20 protein-coding genes are annotated in these 20,345 nt (G+C 67.8%); 5 read left to right on the plus strand and 15 right to left on the minus strand.

Going from position 1 to position 20,345, the window contains the following annotated elements:
- Window positions 1–40: 40 nt before the first annotated feature.
- Window positions 41–1,459, minus strand: coding sequence for a cardiolipin synthase (gene cls / locus GOY17_RS00910; protein WP_157028914.1), 1,419 nt, complete (start codon window positions 1,457–1,459; stop codon window positions 41–43).
- A gap of 134 nt (window positions 1,460–1,593) precedes the next feature.
- Between cls and GOY17_RS00915 the strand changes: the two genes are divergently transcribed.
- Window positions 1,594–2,574 carry a helix-turn-helix transcriptional regulator gene (locus GOY17_RS00915; protein WP_157028915.1) on the plus strand — a complete coding sequence of 327 codons (981 nt, stop codon included), beginning with the start codon at window positions 1,594–1,596 and terminating at the stop codon, window positions 2,572–2,574.
- Between the two features lie 30 nt (window positions 2,575–2,604).
- Window positions 2,605–5,502 (plus strand): TonB-dependent receptor plug domain-containing protein, encoded by a 2,898-nt coding sequence (locus GOY17_RS00920; protein ID WP_232338495.1) that lies wholly within the window; start codon window positions 2,605–2,607, stop codon window positions 5,500–5,502.
- A 255-nt stretch (window positions 5,503–5,757) separates the two neighbouring features.
- Here GOY17_RS00920 and rpmG read toward each other — a convergent pair whose 3' ends face one another.
- From rpmG to GOY17_RS00980, 12 genes are all read right to left on the minus strand, one after another.
- On the minus strand, window positions 5,758–5,922 hold the full coding sequence (gene rpmG, locus GOY17_RS00925) for a 50S ribosomal protein L33 (RefSeq protein ID WP_115842766.1): 165 nt from the start codon (window positions 5,920–5,922) through the stop codon (window positions 5,758–5,760).
- A 13-nt stretch (window positions 5,923–5,935) separates the two neighbouring features.
- Window positions 5,936–6,172, minus strand: a complete 237-nt coding sequence (gene rpmB, locus GOY17_RS00930) for a 50S ribosomal protein L28 (protein ID WP_115842765.1) — start codon at window positions 6,170–6,172, stop codon at window positions 5,936–5,938.
- A gap of 273 nt (window positions 6,173–6,445) precedes the next feature.
- On the minus strand, window positions 6,446–6,721 hold the full coding sequence (locus GOY17_RS00935; protein ID WP_157028916.1) for a DUF2845 domain-containing protein: 276 nt from the start codon (window positions 6,719–6,721) through the stop codon (window positions 6,446–6,448).
- A gap of 47 nt (window positions 6,722–6,768) precedes the next feature.
- A complete protein-coding gene (locus GOY17_RS00940) occupies window positions 6,769–8,535 on the minus strand; it encodes a DUF885 domain-containing protein (protein WP_232338633.1) in 1,767 nt (588 codons plus the stop codon).
- Window positions 8,536–8,808: 273 nt separating this feature from the next.
- Window positions 8,809–9,135 (minus strand): lipid-A-disaccharide synthase N-terminal domain-containing protein, encoded by a 327-nt coding sequence (locus GOY17_RS00945; RefSeq protein ID WP_386839253.1) that lies wholly within the window; start codon window positions 9,133–9,135, stop codon window positions 8,809–8,811.
- Window positions 9,136–9,162: 27 nt separating this feature from the next.
- Entirely contained in the window at window positions 9,163–9,903 is a 741-nt protein-coding gene (locus GOY17_RS00950) for a glycosyltransferase family 2 protein (protein ID WP_157028917.1), read from the minus strand.
- Between the two features lie 4 nt (window positions 9,904–9,907).
- The gene (locus tag GOY17_RS00955; protein ID WP_157028918.1) at window positions 9,908–10,891 is read right to left on the minus strand and encodes an NAD-dependent epimerase/dehydratase family protein; all 984 of its coding nucleotides are present in this window, start codon (window positions 10,889–10,891) and stop codon (window positions 9,908–9,910) included.
- A gap of 24 nt (window positions 10,892–10,915) precedes the next feature.
- Window positions 10,916–11,341 carry a DUF4279 domain-containing protein gene (locus tag GOY17_RS00960; protein ID WP_157028919.1) on the minus strand — a complete coding sequence of 142 codons (426 nt, stop codon included), beginning with the start codon at window positions 11,339–11,341 and terminating at the stop codon, window positions 10,916–10,918.
- 17 nt (window positions 11,342–11,358) lie between these two features.
- Window positions 11,359–12,267, minus strand: coding sequence for a ParB/RepB/Spo0J family partition protein (locus tag GOY17_RS00965; RefSeq protein WP_115842759.1), 909 nt, complete (start codon window positions 12,265–12,267; stop codon window positions 11,359–11,361).
- Window positions 12,264–13,076, minus strand: a complete 813-nt coding sequence (locus GOY17_RS00970) for a ParA family protein (protein ID WP_115842758.1) — start codon at window positions 13,074–13,076, stop codon at window positions 12,264–12,266. The genes GOY17_RS00965 and GOY17_RS00970 overlap by 4 nt, the downstream gene beginning before the upstream one ends.
- A 249-nt stretch (window positions 13,077–13,325) precedes the next feature.
- Window positions 13,326–13,985, minus strand: a complete 660-nt coding sequence (rsmG, locus tag GOY17_RS00975) for a 16S rRNA (guanine(527)-N(7))-methyltransferase RsmG (RefSeq protein ID WP_157028920.1) — start codon at window positions 13,983–13,985, stop codon at window positions 13,326–13,328.
- Window positions 13,986–14,032: 47 nt separating this feature from the next.
- Complete coding sequence (locus tag GOY17_RS00980; RefSeq protein WP_157028921.1) at window positions 14,033–14,623, minus strand: 4'-phosphopantetheinyl transferase family protein; 591 nt, start codon at window positions 14,621–14,623, stop codon at window positions 14,033–14,035.
- An 85-nt stretch (window positions 14,624–14,708) separates the two neighbouring features.
- Here GOY17_RS00980 and GOY17_RS00985 point away from each other — a divergent pair, with 85 nt between their 5' ends.
- Window positions 14,709–16,085 carry an AMP-binding protein gene (locus GOY17_RS00985; protein WP_157028922.1) on the plus strand — a complete coding sequence of 459 codons (1,377 nt, stop codon included), beginning with the start codon at window positions 14,709–14,711 and terminating at the stop codon, window positions 16,083–16,085.
- Between the two features lie 216 nt (window positions 16,086–16,301).
- Here GOY17_RS00985 and xth read toward each other — a convergent pair whose 3' ends face one another.
- Window positions 16,302–17,069, minus strand: coding sequence for an exodeoxyribonuclease III (gene xth, locus GOY17_RS00990; RefSeq protein ID WP_157028923.1), 768 nt, complete (start codon window positions 17,067–17,069; stop codon window positions 16,302–16,304).
- Window positions 17,070–17,186: 117 nt separating this feature from the next.
- Here xth and ltaE point away from each other — a divergent pair, with 117 nt between their 5' ends.
- A complete protein-coding gene (ltaE, locus tag GOY17_RS00995; protein ID WP_157028924.1) occupies window positions 17,187–18,203 on the plus strand; it encodes a low-specificity L-threonine aldolase in 1,017 nt (338 codons plus the stop codon).
- A 4-nt stretch (window positions 18,204–18,207) separates the two neighbouring features.
- Here ltaE and GOY17_RS01000 read toward each other — a convergent pair whose 3' ends face one another.
- Complete coding sequence (locus tag GOY17_RS01000; protein ID WP_157028925.1) at window positions 18,208–19,644, minus strand: coniferyl aldehyde dehydrogenase; 1,437 nt, start codon at window positions 19,642–19,644, stop codon at window positions 18,208–18,210.
- Between the two features lie 116 nt (window positions 19,645–19,760).
- Between GOY17_RS01000 and GOY17_RS01005 the strand changes: the two genes are divergently transcribed.
- Window positions 19,761–20,300: a gamma carbonic anhydrase family protein gene (locus GOY17_RS01005; protein ID WP_157028926.1), complete on the plus strand. Its 540-nt coding sequence runs from the start codon at window positions 19,761–19,763 to the stop codon at window positions 20,298–20,300.
- The last annotated feature ends 45 nt before the right edge of the window (window positions 20,301–20,345 follow it).

The raw sequence follows: 20,345 nt of genomic DNA on the forward strand, positions 1-20,345 counted from the left end.
GGCTCGGCCGGCCCCGGTGCGACCGGCTGAACGGGCAGGGCTACATCAGCGAATCGGCCAGCCGCGCCATGCCCTCCACGCTTCGGTGCCAGCGCGGGCGGCGGCGCCATTGGTGCAGTTCGAGCTGCTGCGAATCGCGGAGGTAATCGGACTCGACCTCGTGCAGCGGCGCTACCACGGCTGGATCGAAACACACCAGTCCGGCTTCGGCGTTGAGCGCGAAGGAGCGGATGTCGAGATTGATCGAGCCGATCAGCGCGACCTCGTCGTCCACGCTCAGGTGCTTGGCGTGCAGGAAGTGTGGCCGGTACAGCGCGATGCGAACGCCGGCCTTCAGCAGCTCGTCGTAATAGGAGCGCTGCGCCCAGCGCGTGAGCCGCTGGTTGTTGCTCATCGACAGCACGAGCTGCACGTCGACGCCCGACAGCGCGGCCACGCGCAGCGCGCCGAGCGTCATGTCGTCGGGAACGAAGTAGGGCGTGACCAGCACCACGCGACGCCGCGCGCGCTGCACCAGCGCGACGACGAGGTTGCGCGCATTCTCGAACGGATATGCCGGCCCGCTTGGCAGCATCTGCGCGGGTGTGCTGCCTTCGGCGTTCGTCGGGAACTCGCCGATGACCAGGCGCTCGCCGGTCTCGATGAGCCAGTCGCTGGCGAACAGCGCGGCGATCTGCCGCACCACCGGGCCGCGCACGCGCGCAACGAGCTCGCGATTCGGATAGCCCGGAACGAACGCGGCATCGGCGAGATTCTGCGAGCCGACGTAGCCGATGCGCCGGTCGATCAGCGCGAGCTTGCGGTGGTTGCGAAGGTCCATGCGCGAGAGGCTGCGCCACTTCAAACCGCCGGCAAGCATCGCGTGCACTTCCACGCCCGCGTCGCGGAGTGGTCTGGAGAACGCGCGCAGTCCTGGTTTTGCGCCGACCGCATCGAGCAGCAACCGGCATCGCACGCCACGCGCGCTCGCACGTTGCAGCGCGTCGCAGACGGCGCGACCGACCGCGTCGTCGAACATCAGGTAGTACAGCAGGTGCACTTCCTCGCGCGCCGCATCGATGTCGGCGACAAGCGCGGCGATGGAATCGTCGTAGTCGTCCAGCAGTTCGACTGCGTTGCCGTGCACCGGCATGAAATCGCCCAAGCGCTCGGCCAGCCGCGTGATATCGGCGGACATGCCGTGCGCGGTTGGCGTCCAGCGCAGCATGGCGAGGTTCGCCTGGCGATCGCGAATGAGCTGCGACGCCAGCGCCTGCCGCTGCCGGCGCTGTTTCGCGAGCCAAGGGTGCCCAAGCAGCAGATAGAGCGGCAGTCCGAACAAGGGGACGAACCCGACCAGCAGCAACCAGCTGCGTGCGGCGGCAGGCGGACAACGCACCGGGATCCACGCCAGCGCCGCAAGACGTATCAGCCAGTCGAACAGGAACAGCAGGTAGCCAAGATGGGTTTCGGCATTCATCGAAACGCTCCTTGCGGATCCCGACACGTGCCTGAGGAACCTCCGGCACCAACAGTCAACGGCGAATCAATCCTATAGAGGCGCACGCGACCGTCCTCATAGCCTGCCTTCACCAGACATTGGAATGAACAATCATGGATAAGGCAAAGTGGGCCGACCGGGGACAACTATTGCGCATCGGGTCGGCGCAAGGACAGTGGGCACGATGCATCGGTACCTCCCGGCTGGGCAGCGTCGAATTCCACGGGCAGGAGCTTTCCATCTGGATCCAGATGCGCGGTGGCGCATGGATCGAGGCCAAGGAGGGGCGGTTCTACCTCCGCGCCGGCGACTGGATCGCCTTCGCCCGCGATTCAGCGCCGCTGGTGCAGGCCGATGCGCAGGGCCTCTGCATCGGCATGGGGATTTCCGACGAAGCGCTGAAGGCCATGACGCGCTTCGGCACCTTCGACCTGCACGTCGGGCTGGGCCGGATCGCACCGGACAAGGCGCGCGACATCGCACGGCAGTGGTATCGCATCGCCTGCCAGCATGAGGGTGCGATGGGGACGGGGCACCAGGCGCGCGTCCGTTCGCTGCTGCTGAAGCTGGAAGACATGCAGGCCGATGATCGCAGCCGCATCCCGCTGTGCCCGGGGGCATCGCTCGCGCGCAAGCGGCAGGTGTTCGAACGCATGCAGCGCGCACGGCTGTTCATGGAGGGCAATTGCGATCGGATCATCCGCATCGCCGAACTCGCCGATCGCACGCAGTTCTCGATGTGGTACTTCTCGAAGGTATTCCACCGCCTTTATGGCGAAAGCCCGCAGGCCGCGTGCGCGAACCTCCGGTTGAAACACGCCGCGAACCTGCTCTCGACCACGCCGATGACCATTGGCGAGGTCGCCATCGCGAGCGGTTTCGACAACAACTGCAGCTTCGCGCGAAGCTTCCGCGCGCATTTCGGCATGACCGCGTCCGACTACCGAAGCGGTGCGCCGCGCGATGAAGGACAAAGCGCGCAAATGTGCGCTCCCACTCGCGCAAACCACATTGCCGCAGGCCGCGAATCTCTCCGCATCGACCGGGAAACAGGCTCGGCGCACCCGGGCCATAAGGTTTTGCAGCGCTCTTAACGCGCTCATAACAGATATCTGGAGAGAGAAATGAAGCATCGCAACATGCGCACGGCCGTGCGCGTCGGCCTGCTGCCGGCGGGCATCGCCGTTGCGCTCGCGCCGGCATTCGCCTTCGCGCAGGATTCCGGCAAGGACGCGACCACGCTGGACAAGATCGAGGTGACGGGCTCGCGTATCCGCAGTTCCGACATCGAAACGCAGCAGCCTGTGATCAGCCTGTCCCGCGCGGATATCCAGCGCCAGGGTTTCACGAGCGTCGCGGATATCGTCCAGAACATCAGCGCTGCCGGCTCTCCCGCGATCAGCCGCGCCGACGCGCTATCGTCGGGTGAGGAAACCGGCGGCCAGTACGTGGATCTGCGCAACCTTGGGCCGGAGCGCACGCTGGTGCTCATCGACGGCAAGCGCATGGGCATCACGTCGGGCGGCTACTCCGACCTGGCCTCGATCCCGACCTCGATCGTCGAGCGCGTCGAGGTGCTTACGGACGGCGCATCGGCCATCTACGGTTCCGATGCGATCGCGGGCGTGATCAACATCATCACCCGCAAGAACTTCGAGGGCGCCGAGGCGAGCGCATACCTGGGTCAGTACGGCCAGGGCGATGGCACCAAGCAGGTCTACAACTTCCTGCTCGGCAGTGCAGGCGATCGCAGCGCGGTGGCGCTGGGCGTCGAGTACAGCAAGGAAGATCCGGTGCTCGCCAAGGACCGGCCGTTCAGTGCATCCGGCATGGGCCCGAGCCATCCGGTGCCGGACGTCTACCAGGGGCGATACCGCGCCAATGGCTGGAGCGCGACGACGCAGAAGGGTCGGCTGATCGACGGCGATGCCGTCAGCTGGACGGTGAACCCGGATGGCGATCCGAGGAACTTCGCGGACTTCCACGTCACCGATCCGCTAAATGACTACGCCAACACGAACCAGCAGATGTTCGTCCAGACGGGCCTGGAGCGCACGTCGCTGTTCGCGAATGGCCGCTTCGACCTGACCGACTCGGTGCACTTCAAGGCCGATGCGCTCTATACGCACCGGGAGACGCTGCAACAGATCGCAGGCTACCCGTTCCAGTCCGCGGCGTACGGCACGCCCCTCGCAGCTGACAGCTACTTCAACCCGATCGGCGAGGACGCCGATTTCCTGCGTCGCACGTGGGAAGTGCCGCGCCAGACGCTTTCGGAGCTCACCACGTTCCGGTTCACGGGCGGATTCGAAGGCTCCTTCGATATCGCGGACAAGCCGTGGGACTGGGACGTCGGCTATCTCTACAACCAGAACAAGGGCGTGAAGACGGGCACGGGCAACCTGTTCCTTCCTCGCGTCGCCGATGCCGTGGGCCCGTCCTTCCTCGGTTCCGATGGCGTGGTCCATTGCGGCACCCCGGGCGCGGTGATCGATGGCTGCATTCCGTGGAATCCGCTCGCCGCTTACGGCATGAGCGCGCCCGGTTCGCTCACCTCCGACGCCGCGTTGCGCGACTATCTGTTCCCGACGAGCCATGGCACGTCGGATACGGACACCACGGTGTACTCGGCGAACCTGTCGGGCGTGCTTGCAACGCTGCCGGCCGGCGACCTGAGTCTGGCGACCGGCTTCGAGCATCGTCGCGAACGCGCACTCTACTCACCGGATGCGATGGATCAGTCGGGCCTGACGACCGATCTGGCCGGCGCGTCCACGAGCGGCTCGTACTCGCTGGATGAGGTCTATCTCGAGTTCCTGGTGCCGGTGCTGTCCGATCTTCCGGGTGCGAAGGAGCTGACGTTCGACGTCGCGGGTCGGTATTCGGACTACAGCACCTTCGGCGACACGGTGAACGGCAAGTTCGGCCTGAAGTGGAAGCCCACCGACGACCTGCTGGTCCGTGGCACCTACGCGACCGGATTCCGCGCACCAACCGTGTCGGATCTGTACGGCGGCACGTCCGACACGTTCGACAACCTGACCGATCCGTGCGACAGCAGCTTCGGTTCGGCGAAGTCGAACGCGGACGTGGCTGCGCGCTGTGCCGCCGATGGCATCCCGTCGACGTTCCGCCAGGAAGCATCGGGCGGCGTCCCGGCGACGGGCCCGGGTACCCAGACGAACTACACGTATCTCTCCGGCTCCAATCCGAACCTCATGCCTGAAACGTCCCAGAGCTACACGTTCGGCGTGGTGTGGAGCCCCAGCTTCGTCGAAGGGCTGAACATGAGCCTGGACTGGTGGAAGATCCGCATCGATGATGTCATCGCCGCGGAAACCGTCACCTCGATCCTCAACCAGTGCTACGTGCTGGGTATCGACGCATCCTGTGATCGATTCGAACGCGCGGGTGGCACGAGCAAGAACGTCCTGAAGCGCTACCAGGTCATCGATGCGACGCGCACGCTGATCAACGGTGGTTATCAGGAAACGGCGGGTTACGACTTCGCCGTCAGCTATCGTCTGCCGGAAACTTCGATCGGTCAGTTCAAGATCGACTGGAAGTCGACGTACGTCGACTACCTCGAGTACAAGCGTGACAACGAGGCGGTGACGCCGGTCGAACAGCTCAATGGCTGGGCGGACGACGACGGTGCGAACTTCCGTCTTCGGTCGAATCTCGGCCTGGCATGGACGTACGGCGATTGGAGCGCGAACTGGAACATGCGCTACTACTCCGGCGTGAAGGAGGCCTGCGCCTATGACGAGTCCTGCGACGAGCCGGATTTCGTCTCGCCGTACACGCGCGCGCTGGAAGTACGCAACGTCGGATCGAACACCTTCCACGACATGCAGGTGGCCTATCGCACGCCGTGGAATGCCACGGTGGCCGTCGGCGCGAACAACGTGTTCGACCATGAAGGCCCGATCATGTACAGCAAGCCGGACAGCAGCTTCGTGTACAACGGTGGTTTCGACATCGGGCGCTTCTGGTACCTGAAGTACCAGCAGAGTTTCTGAGTCCGATTGCGCGTTGCAACTACGGCCCCGAAAGGGGCCGTAGTTTTTTGATGCTGTTCCGAGGGTTGCCGAGCCGCGCGCAAGCGACCGCAGCGCTTGCCACTCGCCTGGTATAGAAGCAGGCAAACAAAAACCCCGCCTTTCGGCGGGGTTTCTGTTTGTTGCTTCGAACAAGCGGAAGGCGCTGGATCCCCGCTTTCGCGGGGATGACGTTCCGGCAAAGCCGATCGCGCGCAGCGCGATCGGGCCGTCACGTCACTTGATCTTGCCTTCCTTGTAGATCACGTGCTTGCGAACGACGGGGTCGTACTTCTTGACCTCCATTTTGTTCGGCGTGTTCTTCTTGTTCTTGTCGGTGGTGTAGAAGTGGCCGGTGCCGGCCGAGGAGATCAGGCGGATCTTGTCGCGCTTGGAAGCCATGGGTCAGTTCTCCTCAGATCTTCTCGCCGCGGGCGCGCAGGTCGGCGAGGACGGCATCGATGCCGTTCTTGTCGATGGTGCGCAGGGCGGCACTGGAAACACGCAGCTTGATCCAACGGTTCTCCGAAGCCACCCAGAAGCGGCGCTCGTGAAGGTTGGGAAGGAAGCGGCGACGGGTCTTGTTCATTGCATGCGAGACGTTGTTGCCGGTCGTCGTTCGCTTGCCGGTTACTTGGCAGATACGGGCCATACGCACCTCGAAAGGTATTGGGGTGTCGCCCTTGGCCAGGGCGGCGGCGGCCCCTCCGCGCCCGGACATCCGGAGGCGGCGCACGATACGGGTAGTGAAATCCTGGCTGCCGGCGGCGGGACGGAATCGTGCTTCCGGACCCCGCCCGGTCGAGTCCTGATGGACAGACCGGACGCAGCGAGCCGCGCATTATGCCGGGGATCGGCGTCCCGGGCAAGCACTTATCCACAGCGGCCCAAGCCGGGAAGGGCCGACCTTGGGCCCTCCGGGGCCTCAGTAGACCTCGTCGATCTGGTAGACCTTGCCGTCCCGGATCGTCACCAGCAGCGTCTTGTCGTCGCGGCGGAACTCCCAGCGCTCCGCCTCGTGGGCGCCGAACTTGTTCTCCACCGGCTCCTTGTGGACCGGAGAACCGGCCAGCTCGACCAGCTTGCCGGCGGTGTCGCCGACGGTCAGCACCCGGTTCCCGAAGGCGTACGATTCGGCGGCCTGCGCGCTCGCGGCGGCGATCAGGGTGAAGGCGAACATCGTGGCAGTTGCGATACGCATGGATCCCTCCTTGATGACGGCCACTGTCGTAGGTGACCCGTCCCGCGTCAACGCAGGCCCGTGGCGCCGGTTGACGTGCCCGCATCGGGCTGGACGGTCGCCGACTTCGCAATGAACGCCCGCACCTGCTGCTCCAGCACCGGCAGCGGCACCGAACCTTCGCTCAGCAGCGCATCGTGGAACGCCTTCACGTCGAACTTCGGGCCCAGCGCCTTTTCGGCCTCCTCGCGCAGGCGGACGATGGTGATCTCGCCCAGCTTGTAGCTCAGCGCCTGCGCCGGCCAGGAGATGTAGCGGTCGACCTCGGTCGTCACTTCATGCTCGCTCAGTGCGGTGCGGTCGCGCAGGTAGGCGATGGCCTGGTCGCGGGTCCAGCCCTTGTGGTGCACGCCGGTGTCGATGACCAGACGGCAGGCGCGCCACATCTCGTAGGTCAGGCGGCCGAAATCCTCGTACGGCGTCTGGTAGATGCCCATCTCGACGCCGAGCTTCTCGCTGTACAGCCCCCAGCCTTCGCCGTAGGCCGAGATGTAGGTCTCGCGGCGGAACGCCGGCAGCTCGCCCTGTTCCTTCGCGAGCGAACCCTGCAACGCGTGGCCCGGTGCGGACTCGTGCAGCGTCAGCGCGGGCAGGTTGTAGAGCGGGCGCGAAGGCAGGTCGTAGGTGTTGACCCAGTACGTGCCCGCGCCGCCGCGACCGCTGGTCCAGAACGGCGCGATGTCCGGCGGCACCGGCACGATGGTGAAGCGCCCGCGCGGCAGTGTGCCGATGAACTTGCCGATCTCGCCGTCCACGCGCTTGGAGATCCACGCGGCGCGATCGAGCAGCTCCTGCGGCGTGTTCGCGTAGAACTGCTTGTCGGTGCGAAGGAACTTCAGGAAGTCGGCGAAGCTGCCCTTGAAGCCGACCTGCTCGATGATCGCGTCCATCTCGGCCTGGATGCGCGCGACTTCCTTCAGGCCGATCTGGTGGATCTCTTCCGGACCAAGGTCCAGCGTGGTGTATTCGCGGATCTGCTGGCGGTAGAACGCCTTGCCGTCCGGCATCTGCTCGGCGCCCAGCGTCTTGCGCGCGTGCGGCACGTAGTCGTTGCGGAAGAACGTGAGCAGCTTCGCGTAGGCAGGAACGACCTGCTCGCGGATGGCGGCTGCACCCGCGTCGCGCAGGCGTGCCTGCTCGGCGGGGGAGATGCCCGCCGGCATCTTCTTGAAGGGCTCGTAGAAATTCGACTGCGTCGGATCCTTCACCTCGGCGACGGAGGCGATGGAGACGTCGCGGCCATCGAGCACGGCGCGCGGCACGCTGAAGCCGCGCGCAAGGCCGGCCCGCATGTTGACGATGTTCTGGTCGAAGTAGCGCGGCACGTCGCGCAGGCGGGCGATGTAGGCCTCGTAATCGGCGACGGTGCGCATCGGACGACGCGTCATGAAGCCCAGGTTCGACCAGAACGAGGAGTCGGAGTTGAACGGCATCTCGTACGAACGCAGGCGCACCTCGGCGGCGAGGTTCTCCACCTGCGCTCGGTAGACGGCGTAGTTCACCTGGTTCTGCGCGTCGAGCTGGGCGACGTCGATCGTGCCGAGCTGCTTCAGTACGTCGTCCCACACCTTCAGCCGCGCCTTCTGGCTGGCGGCGTCGACGGAGGGCAAGGTGTGGCGGTCGCTGGAGCCGTCGTTGTCCTCGTCGGCGCTACCGGTCTGCTCCTGACGCCACTGCCATTCCTTCGTATAGATGGACTGGAAGCGGTCGTCGACGGGGCCCGCCAACGCAGCGGACGAGACGAGGGCGAGGTGCGCCGACAGCGCGGCGGTCAGGAGCAGTCGTTTCACGGGATCCCCGGTGCGATCAAAACCGGCCGATCATCGCATCCCGGCGAGGCCTCGCGCGTGGGCCCAAGGGCATGGATTCTGGCGGTTTGCAGGCGGGGCGTGACGTGGGTCGCGGTGCTTTGGCCCCTCTCCCGCCGGGAGAAGGGTTGGGGCGAGCGTCAACGCTCGGGAGGCGAGGTGGCTTGGCGGCGTTGGAGTGCCGTGCGCTACGAACCTGGATCCCGGCCTTCGCCGGCTGCTTTCCCGAATCCCGAAGAATCAGTGCGTCGCCCGGTCCCGTTTCCAGCCGCGGTGCTTGATGTCCAGGTACAGGCTGTATGCGGCGGTGAAGGCCGGGAACAGGTTCTGGATCACGCCGACGGAGTCCTGCTTCTGCGAGAACACGAAGTACGCCAGCGTCATCGCGCTGCCGACCAGGCTCATGTACCAGAACAACCGCGGGATCACCGGCTTTCCGTGCTTGCGCGAGGCGACGAACTGCACCAGCCAGCGGCCGCCGAACATCAGCGCGCCGGTCAGGCCGATGATCTTCCACGGCGACATGTGCAGCCCGGTCCATTCGAGCCACGCGATGGGGGCGTTCATGAAGTCGTATTCCATGGAAACCCCGCTCTACAGTTCTTCGGTGCGCGTGACCTTGCCGCGGCGGATCAACCACGCGACGCCACGCAGGTCGGCGATGCCCACCAGCGCGCGGTTGAGGTTGTTGTACTTGGACACGCCGGTCGAACGCGCGCGGTGGTTCACCGGCACGCTCACCGTGCGGTAGCCCGCGCGCTGCATCAGCGCGGGCAGGTAACGATGCATGTGGTTGAAGTGCGGCAGTTCCAGGAACGCCGCGCGCTCGAACAGCTTGATGCCGCAACCGGTGTCGGGCGTGTCGTCGCGCAGCATGCGTGCGCGGATCGCGTTGGCCCATTTCGACGCCCAGCGCTTGGAACCGCTGTCCTGCCGGTTAACGCGCCAGCCGGCGAACATCTTCACGTCGGCGGGCGAGCTGCCGCGCATGGCGATCAGCTTCGGGATGTCGGCCGGATCGTTCTGGCCGTCGCCGTCGAGCGTGGCGATCCACTCGCCGCGCGCGGCCTTCACGCCGTTGCGGATCGCGGTGCTCTGGCCGCTCTGGGTGACGTGATGGACCACGCGCAGTTCCGGCACCTCGGCCTTCAGCGCCTGCAGGACCGCAAGCGTGTCGTCGCGCGAGTTGTCGTCGACATAGACGATCTCGAAATCGCCGCCGTCGCGCGGTTCGCGGCCTCGCAGCGCGGCGGTGATCTCGTGCACCAGCGGCGCGACGTTGTCGCGCTCGTTGAACACCGGTACGACGACCGAAAGGTGCGGGGACGTGCTCATGGCGTCAGGCGTTCTCGCCGAAGTAGTCGCGGCACCACGCCACGACCTGGGGCAGGCCGGCCTCGATCGACGTCGCCGGCTCGAAGCCGAACGCATCGTGCGCGCGCTGCGTGTCGGCCATGGTTTCGATCATGTCGCCGGGTTGCATCGGCTTGTAGACCTTCTGGGCCGGCTGTCCGGCGGCCTGTTCGATGACCGCGATGAAGCGCTCGAGTTCCACCGGCGTGTGATTGCCGAGGTTGAAGACGCGGTGCGGCACTTCGCCTTCCGGCGGGTTTTCCAGCGCACCCAGCACGCCGGCGACGATGTCGTCGACGAAGGTGAAGTCGCGGCGCATCTTCCCGTGGTTGAACACGTCGATCGGCCGGCCGGCGAGCACCGCGCGCGAGAACAGCAGCGGTGCCATGTCCGGTCGGCCCCACGGGCCGTACACGGTGAAGAAGCGCAGGCCCGTCGAACGCAGGCCGTAGAGGTGCGCGTAGGTGTGCGCCATCAGCTCGTTGGCGGCCTTGGTCGCCGCGTAGAGCGAACGCGGCTGGTCGATGCGCTGGTCTTCGGAGAACGGCGGCGTCGCCGAATCGCCGTACACCGACGACGAACTCGCGTACGCCAGGTGCTGCACGCCGCGATGGCGGCACAGCTCGAGCATGTTTACGAAGCCGACGAGATTGCTGTCGACGTACGCGTGCGGGTTGGTCAGCGAATAGCGCACGCCGGCCTGCGCGGCGAGATGGATCACGTGCGTCGGCGCGACCTCGTCGAACAACGTGGCGAGCCCATCGCGATCGGTCAGGTCGAGCGCGCGGATGTCCGTGTCCGGGCACAGCGCGGCGACGCGGTCGCGCTTGAGCTGCGGATCGTAGTAGTCGTTGAAGTTGTCCAGCCCGACGACGCGGGCGCCGCGGGCCTTGAGCGCGCGGCAGGTGTAGGCGCCGATGAAGCCGGCTGCGCCAGTGACGAGGATGGTGCCGGGGGAGGTGTCAGCCATCGGAGCTCGCGTTGCAGTGGGAGATCAGTCGGGTTCGGCGTGGAAGTCGAAGCCCAGTGTGAGTTTGAGGTCCGCCAGTCCGGCGCCGAGCGAGGGATCCAGTTCGAATCCGAATCCGCTCTCGCCGCTCAGGCCGATCGACAGGCCGCAGCGTCCGCCGCGGATGTAGAACGTCTGCAGCGTGTCGCGATGCATCGCCAGCCGCTGCTGGATGCCGCGGAGATAGTCCTGCAGATCCTCATCCGACCAGTTTCGCGATCCATGTGTCAGATTCGTGTAGGCGTAGCTTTCGCGATACACGCCGTCCAGCGGGATGCCCGCCGGCGAGGTCCGCCGTTCGCCGGCGCGCCACGTGCGTTCCGGCGAGATGCCGAGCTGGTCGAACAGGGGCCGCAGGTCGTCGCGCGGATGGATCGCGCGAAGGGCGACGCGGTAGCGGTACGGGTTCATGCCGGCCGCTCCGGTGGTTACTCAGTGACGGAACCGCGCAGCTTTTCCAGCACGCCGTCGAGCGAATCGAGGTCGGTGTAGTGGATCACCAGACGACCCTTGCCGCCGCGGCCGTGCAGCACGTTGACCTTGGTGTTGAGCGACTCGGACAGCTCGCGCTCCAGCGCCACGATGTCGGCCTGCGGCTTGGCCTTGGCGGCCTTCGGCTTCGCGCTGCCGCTGGTCGGGATCTGCCCGGCGGCGAGCTGCTGCACGCGGTGTTCGACCTCGCGCACCGACCAGCCGTGCTCGGCGGCCTGGCGCGCCAGCGCGATCGCCGCCTGCGGCGTCAGTGCGAGCAGTGCGCGGGCATGGCCCATTTCCAGCGCGTGCGTTTCCAGCAGCACGCGGATTTCCGGCGGCAGTTCCAGCAGGCGCAGCAGGTTCGACACGGCGGCGCGCGAACGGCCGACGGCCTCGGCGGCCTGCGCGTGGGTCAGGTCGAATTCGTCGATGAGCCGCTGCAGCGCGTTGGCTTCTTCCAGCGGATTGAGGTCTTCGCGCTGGATGTTCTCGATCAGCGCCATCGCCACGACCGTGCGGTCGTCGACTTCGCGGATGACGACCGGGATCTGGTCCAGCCCCGCGAGCTGCGAGGCGCGCCAGCGGCGTTCGCCGGCGATGATCTCGTAACGCTTGCCGCCCAGGTCGCGCACGACGATGGGCTGGATCACGCCCTGGGCCTTGATCGACTCGGCCAGTTCCTCGAGCTTTTCCTGGTCCCAGTGCTTTCGCGGCTGGTACTTGCCGGGCGTCAGGGCGTCGACCGGAAGGTGGCGCAGCACGTCGCCTTCGACGGCCTCCAGCACCGGCGCCTCGGCGGCCGCCTTGGGTCCCAGCAGGGCTTCGAGGCCGCGGCCCAGGCCGCGCTTCTTGGCTACTGTCATGCCGTGGTCTCCTTCGGTTGCGGAGCACGGGCACGGGCCTGGTCGCGCTCGCGCTGGCGGCGCAGCACTTCGCCCGCCAGCCCCATGTAGGCGATGCCGCCGCGGCTGGCGCGGTCGTAGCCGACGATGCTCTGGCCATGGCTGGGCGCCTCGGCCAGGCGCACGTTGCGCGGCACGATCGTGCGGAACACGCGGTCGCCGAAATGGTTGATCAGTTCCGCCGACACCGCGTTGGCGAGGTTGTTGCGCACGTCGAACATGGTGCGCAGCACGCCCTCGACTTCCAGCTTCGGATTGAGGTTGGCCTTCAGCGCCTCGATGGTGTCGATCAGCGCGCTGATGCCTTCCAGCGCGTAGTACTCGCACTGCATCGGCACGACGATGGAATCGGCCGCCGTGAGCGCGTTGAGCGTGAGCAGCGACAGCGCCGGCGGGCAGTCGATCAGGATGAAATCGTAGTTCTCGCGCAGCGGCGCCAGCGCGCGCTTCAGGCGCTGCTCGCGGTCGGATTCGCCCATCAGGGTGATCTCGGCCGCGGTCAGCTCGATGTTCGCCGGCAGCAGGTCGAAGTCTTCGGCGGTGCGCTTGACGATCGAGGCGACGTCGGCTTCGCCCAAGAGGACGTCGCAGATCGTGGTGTCGATCTCGCGCTTGTCCAGGCCGCTGCCCATCGTCGCGTTGCCCTGCGGGTCCAGGTCGACCAGCAGCACGCGCTTGGGCGTCCGCGCGAGCGCGGCGGCCAGGTTGACGGCGGTGGTGGTCTTGCCGACTCCGCCTTTCTGGTTGGCGACGGCGATGATGCGGGCCATGCGGCTCGTCCTGGTCTAGGGTTTAGTGATGGAAGCGCGGAAGTAGGGCCGGCGTGGGGCCGGACCGGGGATTATGCCCGGATGGGAAGACGCGTGCCCCGTCGCCGGTAGCTGTATGGGCCATCGGTACGGACCGTCCGGCGGCGGCTGCGCCGGATCAAGCACTTGCGCCGGTTTTGCGCGGACGGGCGGTTCCGCCCCGTTTACGCAGTTGCGCGCGGCGTCACGGCTTGGGCGAACGACACCGCCTCACTGGCGGGCGATCACCACCATGTGGCGCTCGGCGTCCAGGCCTGGAACGCGCATCGGATGCGACGCCTCGACCGTCCAGCCGGTCGGCAGCGCGGCGATCTCGTCGGCCGGATGCACGCCCTTCATCGCCAGCAGGCGGCCGTCGGGCTTGAGCAGGTGGCCGCCCAGTTCGAGGATCAGCGGCAGCGTCGCGAGCGCGCGCGCGGTGATGGCGTCATACGCGCCCGGCTCGTCGACCGCCTCGATGCGCGATTCGGCGACGCGGGCATCCCGGAGCCCTAGCTGGCGGATCGCCTCGCGCATGAAGCGCGCCTTCTTGCCGTTGCTTTCCACCAGCGTGACCTTCAGGCCCGGCTTGACGATCGACAGCGGAATGCCCGGCAGCCCCGGGCCCGTGCCGAGGTCCGCGAGCGAACCGCCGCGCGCGGCGAGATCGTCCACGTACGGGTGCATCGCCAGCGAATCGAGCAGGTGCTTGACCACCATCTCGTGCGGCTCGCGCACGGCGGTGAGGTTGTAGGTCTTGTTCCACCGCACCAGCAGGGCGAGGTAGTCCAGCAGCGGCGCGGAGACGGCGGCCGGGTCCAGGCCGAGCGCAAGCAGGCCGTCGTCCAGCGTGCGGCGAAGCGCGGCGTCGAAGGGGGCGGGGGTGTTCATGCGGCGCGCAGTATCGCCGATGTGGGCGCCTGATTCCGGAGGCTCGGTCAGGTCGAACGCCACGCGAGCGCGCCCAGATACTCCGGCGCGGGCCGCAGCTCCATCAGCGACCAGTCGCCGGCGTCGCCGAGTTCCGCGTCGCATTCGACCAGGCGCAGGCCGTCGGGGCTGTCGGCGAAGCGCAGCCGGTGCAGGCCGAACGAAATGCCATGGCCGTGGGCCTTCAGCACGGCTTCCTTCGCGCACCACAGGCGCAGGAAACCATGGTCGCGCACCGCCGCCGACGGCGCGGCGTGCAGCCACGCCAGCTCCGGCGCGGTAAAGAAGCGCCGGGCGAGGTCGAGGGCCCGGCCGCGCGGGCGCACGCGCTCCAGGTCGATGCCGATCCGCACGTCGCGGCCCAGCGCGACCAGCAAGCCGTCGCCGCTGTGGCTCCAGTTGCAGTCCCAGTCGGCGAAGGCGCCTTCAAGGCGGGGTCGGCCGCGCGGATCGCGGGACAGCGGCAGGGCGTCGACCCCGGTTCCCAGCTCCGCGGCCAGCCACCGGCGCGCCAGCGGCTCGGCCGGCTGCCGGGGCGCATGCGGCTGCCAGCTCCAGCGCGGGACCGGCTCGGCGGTTGGGGCAGCGGACAGGGACATGAACCACGATTGGGATCGACGACGGCCGCCAGCGTAAAGTACGGGCAGGGGAAGCGGCGTTCGCCGCAGGAATCACGTGCCATCCATGTCCGCGGTCGTCGAAGTACCCAGTCCTGTTCCGACCTCGCCCGTGCCGCTCATCCACGGCACCGGCGCGCTCGCCATCGCCTTCGACGAAGGCGGGCATGCGATCGACCGAGCGACCTTCGCCCGCCACGTGCGGGCGTTGGCGGCCACGCTGCCGGCCGCACGCTTCGCTCTGAACCTGTGCGAGGACCGCTACCGCTACCTCGTCGCCTTCTGCGCCGCCGCGGTGCGAGGGCAGACCACGCTGATGCCGCCCTCGCGCGCGCCCGGCGTGGTCGAACAGGTGCTCGCGCAGCATCCGGACGGCTACTGCCTGACCGACATCGACCTCGCCCCGATGCCGCCGCATTGCATGCGCATCCCGGATCGCCTGGACGAACTCGAAGGCGATGAACTCATCGTCGATGCGAACGCGCGCGTCGCGATCGGCTTCACGTCCGGCAGCACCGGCCAGCCGCGCGCCTACGGCAAGACGTGGACCAGCTTCCGCACGAGCACCGCGCAGAACCTCGCCGCGCTCGACGGCCTGCTTCGCGACGACCTGACGCACGTCATCGCCACGGTGCCGCCGCAGCACATGTATGGCATGGAGATGTCGGTGCTGATGCCGCTGCTCGGGCCGGTCGCGGTGCACGCGGCGCGGCCGTTGTTCCCGGCCGACGTCGCGCGTGCGCTGCACGATTCGCCCGCGCCGCCGCTGCTGGTCACCACGCCGGTGCACCTGCGTGCGCTGGTGGCGTCCGGGCTTTCGCTGCCGCCGCTGGCGGGCATCGTCTCGGCGACCGCGCCGATGCCGCCGGAACTCGCCGCGCAGGCCGAAGCGCGCTTCGGCTGCGAAGTGCGCGAAGTGTTCGGTTCGACCGAAACCTGCGTCTTCGCCCGCCGCCGCACCGCGCGCGACGACGCCTGGACGCCGCTGCCCGGCGTTCGCCTGGCGCCCCAGCCCGACGGCACCGCGGTGCACGCGCCGCACCTGCCAGAACCCATCGTGCTGGCCGACCTGATGGAAGTGCATGCCGACGGCCGCTTCGAACTGCGCGGCCGCAACGCCGACCTACTCGACATCGCCGGTAAGCGCGCCTCGCTGGGCGATCTCACGCGCAAGCTGCTCGCGGTGCCTGGCGTGGAGGATGGCGTGATGTTCCAGCTCGATGCCGAAGACGCCATCGGCGTGCGCCGCATCGCCGCGCTCGTGGTCGCGCCGACGGTGGACGAGCACGACATCCTGCATGCGTTGCGCCAGCAGCTCGATCCGGTCTTCCTTCCGCGTCCGCTGCGCCGCGTCGACACGCTCCCGCGCAACGAGACGGGCAAGCTGCCGCGGCATGCGCTGGAGGCGCTGCTGCATGGGCATGAGGGTGTGGCGGCGGGTTGATGCAACCGGCAGTGCGCCGGAGCACCACGCCAACGTCTTCCCGGCGAAAGCCGGGACCCAGGCTGTCACGTCATCCGTAGCCGGAGTTGGCCCAACCTCGTGGCGTCCTGGGACTTGCCGAACGCAAAGGCATCGCTTCGATCGTCCCTGAAGGCCTGGATCCCGGCCTTCGCCGGGACGACGATGACGGCGAAGCGGCCTTGCAGCGGATAGACCCTACTTCAACTCCACCCACGCCGGCGCATGGTCGCTCGGTCGATCCCACGTGCGCGGTTCGCGATCGATGCCCGACGCCGCGGTGTGCGGGCGCAGGGCTTCCGACACCAGCGTGAGGTCGATGCGCAGGCCGAGGTTCCGGCGGAAGCCGCCCTGGCGGTAATCCCACCAGCTGAACTGCGATTCCTCGGGATTGAGCGCGCGATACGCATCGTGCAGTCCCAGCGAGTACAGCCGCTGCAGGGCATCGCGTTCGGCGCGCGAAGTGAGGATGTGCCCGTCGTTCCACACGACCGGATCGTGCACGTCGCGGTCGTCCGGCGCGATGTTGAAGTCGCCCAGCACGATCATGCGCGGGTGCGTCACCAGCTCCTGCGCGAGCCAGTCGTGCACGGCGTCCAGCCAGCGCAGCTTGTAGGCGTACTTGTCGCTGCCGACCGACTGCCCGTTCACCACGTACAGGTTGACGATGCGCAGGTCGCCGACGGTCGCGGCGAGCACGCGCTTCTGTTCGTCCTCGAAGCCGGGCACACCGATCTGCACGTCGGTGGCACGCTCGCGCGAGAGCACGGCCACGCCGTTGTAGGTCTTCTGCCCGGCGAACATGCTGCGATAGCCCATCGCGATCAGCGGATCGTCGGGGAACTTCTCGTCCTCCAGCTTGGTTTCCTGCAGCGCGACGATGTCCGGCGAGGACGTGGCGAGCCACTGTTCCAGGTGCGGCAGGCGCACGTTGAGCGAGTTGACGTTCCAGCTGGCGATTTTCATGGGGCGCAGTGTAGCGAGCCGATGCGCCCTTCGCAGGCCGCGACCGCACCGCTTGCGCAATGCCGGACGCCCGCGCCGCGCGGCATACTCGGCGTTCATTCCCAGCAAGCCGCCGCCATGCAGTGGATCGATCTTCGCAGCGACACCGTCACCCAGCCCACCGATGCCATGCGCGAGGCGATGATGCGCGCGCCCGTCGGCGACGACGTCTACGGCGAGGACCCGTCCGTCAACGCGCTGCAGGCGCGGCTGGCCGATGAACTCGGCTTCGAGGCGGGCCTGTTCGTGCCCAGCGGCACGCAGTCGAACCTGATCGGCCTGATGGCGCATTGCGCACGCGGCGACGAGTACATCGTCGGCATGGACGCGCACACCTACAAGTACGAAGGTGGCGGCGCGGCGGTGCTCGGCTCAATCCAGCCGCAGCCGATCGTGCATGCGCCCGACGGCACGCTTCCGCTGGATGCGGTGGAACGCGCGATCAAGCCGGTCGATCCGCACTTCGCGCGCACGCGCCTGCTGTGCCTGGAAAACACCTGGCACGGCCGCGTCCTGCCGCTGCAGTACCTCGCCGATGCGCGCGCGCTGTGCGACCGCCGTGGCCTCGCGCTGCATCTGGACGGCGCGCGCATGTTCAACGCGATCGTCGCCCTGGGTGTCGCGCCGCGAGAGGTGACGAAGCATTTCGACAGCGTGTCGGTGTGCCTGTCGAAGGGACTTGGCGCTCCGGTCGGCTCGGTGCTGCTCGGCACGCGGGAACTCATCGAAACCGCGAAGCGCTGGCGCAAGGTCGTCGGCGGCGGCATGCGCCAGGCCGGCATGCTCGCGGCTGCGGCGTCGTTCGCGCTGGACCATCACGTCGCGCGACTGGCCGAAGACCACGCGCGCGCCGCGCGTCTGGCCGAAGGGTTGCAGGGGCTGGACGACGTGAAGGTCGTCGCGCAGCACACCAACATGGTGTTCATCGACGTGCCGGTGGAGCGCCTGGACGCGCTGCGCCGCACGCTCGACGACGCGCGCATCCGGATGTCGATCGGCTACACGCCGTCGATCCGGATGGTCACGCATTTGGATGTCGACGACGAGGCCGTCGCGCGCACCGTGCAGGTGCTGCGCGCGTTCGCTTCGTCCTGACGCATCACTTCGACAGCATGCGCACCATGCGATCGACGAAGCCGCGATAGGGCGGCTTGAGCAGGTCGCTGCCGGCGAAGCTGCGCTGGCGGAACACCGGCAGCAGCTTGCTGAAGGTGTCGAAGCCGGTGCGGCCGTGGATCGCGCCGATGCCGCTGGGGCCGACGCCGCCGAACGGCAGGTCGTGCGCGCCGAAATGCAGCAGCGTGTCGTTCACGGTGACGCCGCCGGCCAGCGTGCCCGACACGATCCTGTCGATGCTGCGCGCATCGTTGCTGAAGGGATACAGCGCGAGCGGGCGATCCATCGAGCGGATGCGTTCGATCGCCTCGTCCAGCGTGCGATACGTGAGGACCGGCAGGATCGGCCCGAAGATTTCGTTGCGCATCACCTCGCTGTCGAGCGGCGGTTCGGCCAGCAGCGTCGGCGGGAAGAGGCGTTCGCGTTGCAGGCGCTCGCGCGCCGCCGCATCGAGCGTGTCGGTCAATGGTTCGACGACGACCGTGCCGCGTGCGCGCGCGTCGTCGACATAGCCGCGAAGACGCGCGTACTGCGCGTCGTTGATGATGCGGGTGTAGTCGGTGGTGGTATCGAAGCCGGGGTAACGCGCGAGCAGTTCGTCGCGGATCGCCTCGACGAACGCGCCGCCGCGGGCTTCGTCGACGAGCACGTAATCCACGCCGATGCAGGTTTGCCCGGCGTTGAACCATTTGCCGGTGGCGATGCGCGCGGCGGCCTTGCGCAGGTCGAAATCCGCGCACACCACCGCCGGCGCCTTGCCGCCCAGTTCGAGCGTGACCGGCGTGAGGTTCGGCGCGGCCGCGGCCATCACCTTGCGGCCGACGGCGGTCGAACCGGTGAACAGCAGGTGGTCGAACGGCAGCGCGGCGAAGGCGGCGCCGAGTTCCGGCCCGCCCAGTGCGACGGCGACGCGGTCGGCCGGGAACACCTCCGACAGCAACTCGCGCAGCCACTGGCTCGTGCGCGGCGTGTGTTCGGACGGCTTGAGGTAGACGTGGTTGCCGGCGGCAATCGCCGACACCAGCGGCACCAGCGCGAGGTTCACCGGGTAATTCCACGGCGACAGGATGCCGACGACGCCGACCGGCTCCGGCACGATGCGCGCGCTCGCCGGCCAGAAGCGCCAGCCCACCGCCGCGCGGCGCGGCTTCATCCAGCGGCGCAGGTGCCTGAGCGCGTGGTCGAGTTCGGCCAGCACGATCATCGCTTCCGACAGCAGGTTCTCGTGCTGGCTGCGATGGCCGAAGTCGGCGCGGATCGCCGCGTCCATCGAATCGATGCGCGAACGGAAGACGTCGCGCAGCCGCACCAGGTCCGCGCGCCGCTGCGGGTAGTCGGGCTTGCGCGCCTGCCACGCGGCGCGCAGGCGCTCGCGGGTGGCGGTCAGTTCGTTCAGCGGCGTATCGGCGGTGATGTCCATGCGGTCGAGTGTAGTCCGCGCCGATGGCCGGCCGGAGGGGCGAAAGCGGCGCGCGCCGGGGGGCGACGCGGCCGACTGAATGGGGCGCCGGGCGCCGCGCGCGCTAGACTCGGCGGATGAGCCTGCGTCCTTACCTCGACACCTTTCCCGCCCTCGGCGAACGCGTCTACGTCGATCCAGCCGCCACGATCATCGGCGATGTCGCGCTGGGCGACGACGTGTCGGTCTGGCCGGGCTGCGTGATCCGCGGCGACGTCAATTCGATCCACATCGGCGCGCGCACGAACGTGCAGGACGGGACCATCGTCCACGTCACGCACGAGGGGCCGTACACGCGTCCGGGCGGCGTGCCGACGATCGTCGGCAACGACGTCACCATCGGCCACGGCGTGATCCTGCATGCCTGCACGCTCGACGATTTCTGCCTGATCGGCATGGGCGCGCGCATCCTCGACGGCGCGCGCGTGCACCGGCACGGCTTCGTCGGCGCCGGGGCGGTGGTCGCGCCGGGCAAGCAGGTCGGCGAGGGCGAGCTGTGGCTGGGCAATCCGGCGCGGCTGGTCCGCCGGCTCGACGACCGCGAGATCGAACAGTTGCACTACAGCGCCGCGCACTATGTACGATTGAAGGACCGCTACCTCGGCACGACCGGGTAGCGGGCGGCAGGACGCGGCAGGGGGCCGCAGCCACCGCATCAACCG

It is taken from the genome of Lysobacter soli, from assembly GCF_009755585.1.
Taxonomy (GTDB): domain Bacteria; phylum Pseudomonadota; class Gammaproteobacteria; order Xanthomonadales; family Xanthomonadaceae; genus Lysobacter_J; species Lysobacter_J soli.

Excerpts from the sequence above, each read along its gene's own strand:
- cls (WP_157028914.1), bottom strand. The coding sequence starts at position 1,459 with ATGAATGCCGAAACCCATCTTGGCTACCTGCTGTTCCTGTTCGACTGG.
- GOY17_RS00915 (WP_157028915.1), top strand. The coding sequence starts at position 1,594 with ATGGATAAGGCAAAGTGGGCCGACCGGGGACAACTATTGCGCATCGGG.
- GOY17_RS00920 (WP_232338495.1), top strand. The coding sequence starts at position 2,605 with ATGAAGCATCGCAACATGCGCACGGCCGTGCGCGTCGGCCTGCTGCCG.
- rpmG (WP_115842766.1), bottom strand. The coding sequence starts at position 5,922 with ATGGCTTCCAAGCGCGACAAGATCCGCCTGATCTCCTCGGCCGGCACC.
- rpmB (WP_115842765.1), bottom strand. The coding sequence starts at position 6,172 with ATGGCCCGTATCTGCCAAGTAACCGGCAAGCGAACGACGACCGGCAAC.
- GOY17_RS00935 (WP_157028916.1), bottom strand. The coding sequence starts at position 6,721 with ATGCGTATCGCAACTGCCACGATGTTCGCCTTCACCCTGATCGCCGCC.
- GOY17_RS00945 (WP_386839253.1), bottom strand. The coding sequence starts at position 9,135 with ATGAACGCCCCCATCGCGTGGCTCGAATGGACCGGGCTGCACATGTCG.
- GOY17_RS00950 (WP_157028917.1), bottom strand. The coding sequence starts at position 9,903 with ATGAGCACGTCCCCGCACCTTTCGGTCGTCGTACCGGTGTTCAACGAG.
- GOY17_RS00955 (WP_157028918.1), bottom strand. The coding sequence starts at position 10,891 with ATGGCTGACACCTCCCCCGGCACCATCCTCGTCACTGGCGCAGCCGGC.
- GOY17_RS00960 (WP_157028919.1), bottom strand. The coding sequence starts at position 11,341 with ATGAACCCGTACCGCTACCGCGTCGCCCTTCGCGCGATCCATCCGCGC.
- GOY17_RS00965 (WP_115842759.1), bottom strand. The coding sequence starts at position 12,267 with ATGACAGTAGCCAAGAAGCGCGGCCTGGGCCGCGGCCTCGAAGCCCTG.
- GOY17_RS00970 (WP_115842758.1), bottom strand. The coding sequence starts at position 13,076 with ATGGCCCGCATCATCGCCGTCGCCAACCAGAAAGGCGGAGTCGGCAAG.
- rsmG (WP_157028920.1), bottom strand. The coding sequence starts at position 13,985 with ATGAACACCCCCGCCCCCTTCGACGCCGCGCTTCGCCGCACGCTGGAC.
- GOY17_RS00980 (WP_157028921.1), bottom strand. The coding sequence starts at position 14,623 with ATGTCCCTGTCCGCTGCCCCAACCGCCGAGCCGGTCCCGCGCTGGAGC.
- GOY17_RS00985 (WP_157028922.1), top strand. The coding sequence starts at position 14,709 with ATGTCCGCGGTCGTCGAAGTACCCAGTCCTGTTCCGACCTCGCCCGTG.
- xth (WP_157028923.1), bottom strand. The coding sequence starts at position 17,069 with ATGAAAATCGCCAGCTGGAACGTCAACTCGCTCAACGTGCGCCTGCCG.
- ltaE (WP_157028924.1), top strand. The coding sequence starts at position 17,187 with ATGCAGTGGATCGATCTTCGCAGCGACACCGTCACCCAGCCCACCGAT.
- GOY17_RS01000 (WP_157028925.1), bottom strand. The coding sequence starts at position 19,644 with ATGGACATCACCGCCGATACGCCGCTGAACGAACTGACCGCCACCCGC.
- GOY17_RS01005 (WP_157028926.1), top strand. The coding sequence starts at position 19,761 with ATGAGCCTGCGTCCTTACCTCGACACCTTTCCCGCCCTCGGCGAACGC.